Annotated in this window: 4 protein-coding genes; all 4 read left to right on the top strand. The window is 32.5% G+C overall.

The genetic code is table 11. The annotated features are described in order from the left end of the window. Window positions 1–181, top strand: a 181-nt coding sequence (locus ACE01N_RS20255) for a hypothetical protein (protein WP_380592856.1), incomplete at its 5' end; no start/stop codon positions are given. Window positions 182–186: 5 nt separating this feature from the next. Next, entirely contained in the window at window positions 187–906 is a 720-nt protein-coding gene (locus tag ACE01N_RS20250; RefSeq protein WP_380592854.1) for a hypothetical protein, read from the top strand. A gap of 179 nt (window positions 907–1,085) precedes the next feature. Further along, a complete protein-coding gene (locus ACE01N_RS20245; RefSeq protein WP_380592853.1) occupies window positions 1,086–1,781 on the top strand; it encodes a hypothetical protein in 696 nt (231 codons plus the stop codon). 160 nt (window positions 1,782–1,941) lie between these two features. Continuing rightward, entirely contained in the window at window positions 1,942–2,478 is a 537-nt protein-coding gene (locus ACE01N_RS20240; protein WP_380592851.1) for a hypothetical protein, read from the top strand. The last annotated feature ends 199 nt before the right edge of the window (window positions 2,479–2,677 follow it).

Here is a 2,677-nt window from a genome sequence, read left to right as displayed (position 1 = left end):
TATTTACAACACACGGTCATACTGCATGGCAGTACTTTTAAATAAAATATTACAACATTCGCGGGCTGTCTCTTTTGCCCTGACAGTTCCTTTCCCGTCGGAAAGAAACTGCCACGACAGCATACCGCGGGAACGTTGGTTGCAATTATCTTTAAGTCCAAATCAAACTAGAAGTTTCTAGAGAAAATGAAATATATTTTAGCAATTTTCATATTGCTTTCAATCGGTTGCAAAGACAAAATAAAGATTAATAATATTGATTATGGTGATTCAAAATATATGGCACTAGACACCATGAGTTTTGACTCAAGTTATATTTTTAAAGATTCTTTACCTGATGGAGAATATTTTGCATTTGACTTTGATACTTTATGTGCTTTAAATGACCTTACAGAGAAGAAAAATCTAACTAGAAGGTATCTAAGATCATCCGCTTCATTCCTTGACGGTAAAAAAAATGGTGACTGGTGTGAATGGATGTATGATTGCTTCAGAGACACATTATATTTATCACAAAGAACGGTTTATAATAATGGATTTTACTTGTCATATATTTCATTTCATCCCTTTAGTTCTGATACATTTATGGTAAATACTTTCCCTGATTCCGCTATTAACTTTAAGGACTGGATAATATATACTGAGTATTCTAAAGATAGATTGTATACCACGGAGATTGTTGATTCTGATAACACTACTTTAAAAACAATTGATAGGCTTGGTAAGCTGATTTCGTATTCTGAGATATTTAATACTAAAGATTCTATAAATATTGCAGATTTCGATAAAGATGGAAACTTAACAAATAGACAGATCTTTACTTATAATCCAATTTCCGATTCAACCCTATTTATCGAATATGATTCAACTGAAAAGATTATACATAAAAAAATGATTAAGTTATAACAGCAACCAACACGCGGTCATAGTGCATGCGGTTGTGTTTTAATTTGCAAACCCACATTCCGTATGCCGTCGTTTTCGGCTTGACAGTCTCCACTTCGTGGGACAGTCAACCGCACGACACCATACCGCGGGAACGTTAGCGGTAATTGCAAAACGACCATTCATTTAAATCAACCATTTTGAAAAGTTCAAGATTTATAATACTATGTGCTCTTTGTGGATTGATAATTTTTTTCGGCTTTCGAAAATTTAAGATTTATCAAACTAATAAAATAATTAACAGGTATTCCCGTATTGAAACTTATAACGATGCAAAAAAGTTATTTGAGAGTGACTTAGAGAAAAATGATTTGAAATATTTCTTCTTTGGTCAGGCATACAATACAAATTTTGATTCAATTAAAAAGAAATATGACCTAAAAGTAATATTCATGGGAGATATCATTGATCAGGAATTAAATATGTATAATCATATTATTGAAAAAGAAATATTAAAAAAATCTCCATGGAATCATTCGACAAATAAAGCAGATAGTATTTGGTCAGATTTTATGAATGCGTTAGAAACAAGACAGATTAACTATTTATTGGTCAACTCTTTTGACACAATTATATGTTCAGAATTAAGTGACTCTTTAAAAAACTCATTTGGTGATAGATATGAAGCAAAATTCATATTTGAAAATCATTTAGATGAATTAATGCATTTGAAAAACTTATCGACTCAGAATTGGCATGTATATAATAATGACAGTATTATTAGAATTCATTTTACTATAAAATGCAAAGCAGCAGAAGAGGGAGCATATGACCTGATTTTTATGTTTGACAAGAATGAGAATAAGTATCTTTTTAGTGGAATGATAACGACTTAAAAAAGCAACATACCGCTAACACGCGGTCATAGTGCATGGCAGTATTTTAAACAAAATGCATTAACGTTCGCTGCCTGCTCTTTTCGTCCTGACAGTTCCTTTCCCGTCGGAAAGAAACTGCCACGACACCATACCGCGGGAACGTTGGCAGTAATTTAAAATGAAACAATTTACAATCATATTAATCCTTTTATTCTTAATGTCGTGTAGATCGACTTTTGAATTAATTGAACAACCGACAGATTACTCTACAGTAATTGAAAAAGGGAGAGTAAAAGGTGTAATTTTCAAAGAAAATGCAACTTGTTTCATGTGTCTTATAGATAAACAAAGATTTACTCCGACAATTAATGACATAGAAAAAGCGGAACAAATACTTAAAAAGAATTTAAAAACTATCAATAAGCAAAGAATTAACCAAGTTGATAATTGCCCCATTATCCATAAAAAATTAAAATCGTACAGAAGACAATATTTCGGATACATTGATAGCGTCGGAAATAAAATAATTTATGCATCTTTCAATTGGGATAGATATACTCTGCTCGACAGACTTCGAGGATATTATAAAGACGAACATGAAAATTGGAAAAAAGAAAGAGAAATGTTTTTGGATGGGTGTAGTTACCATTGGGAAATTAAAATCAACTTGAACACCGGAGAACTTTTCAATTTGAGTGTGAATGGAATTGCTTAAAACGAAAGAAACAATAAAAAAACTACTGCCAACACGCGGTCATAGTGCATGCGGTTTCTTTTAAATTGCAAATCGACAATCCGTATGCCGTCGTTTTCGGCTTGACAGTCTCCACTTCGTGGGACAGTCAACCGCACGACACCATACCGCGGGAACGTTAGGCTTTATTGTGAAAAATGGAAAAATTTGAAATAAAATA

This window comes from Quyinboa ferrireducens (genome assembly GCF_042436675.1).
Lineage (GTDB): Bacteria > Bacteroidota > Bacteroidia > Bacteroidales > UBA5342 > JBHJHP01.
The sequence above is the reverse complement of the archived record's forward strand: the minus strand, read 5'-3'. Positions and strand labels throughout refer to the sequence as shown.

Excerpts from the sequence above, each read along its gene's own strand:
- ACE01N_RS20250 (WP_380592854.1), top strand. The coding sequence starts at position 187 with ATGAAATATATTTTAGCAATTTTCATATTGCTTTCAATCGGTTGCAAA.
- ACE01N_RS20240 (WP_380592851.1), top strand. The coding sequence starts at position 1,942 with ATGAAACAATTTACAATCATATTAATCCTTTTATTCTTAATGTCGTGT.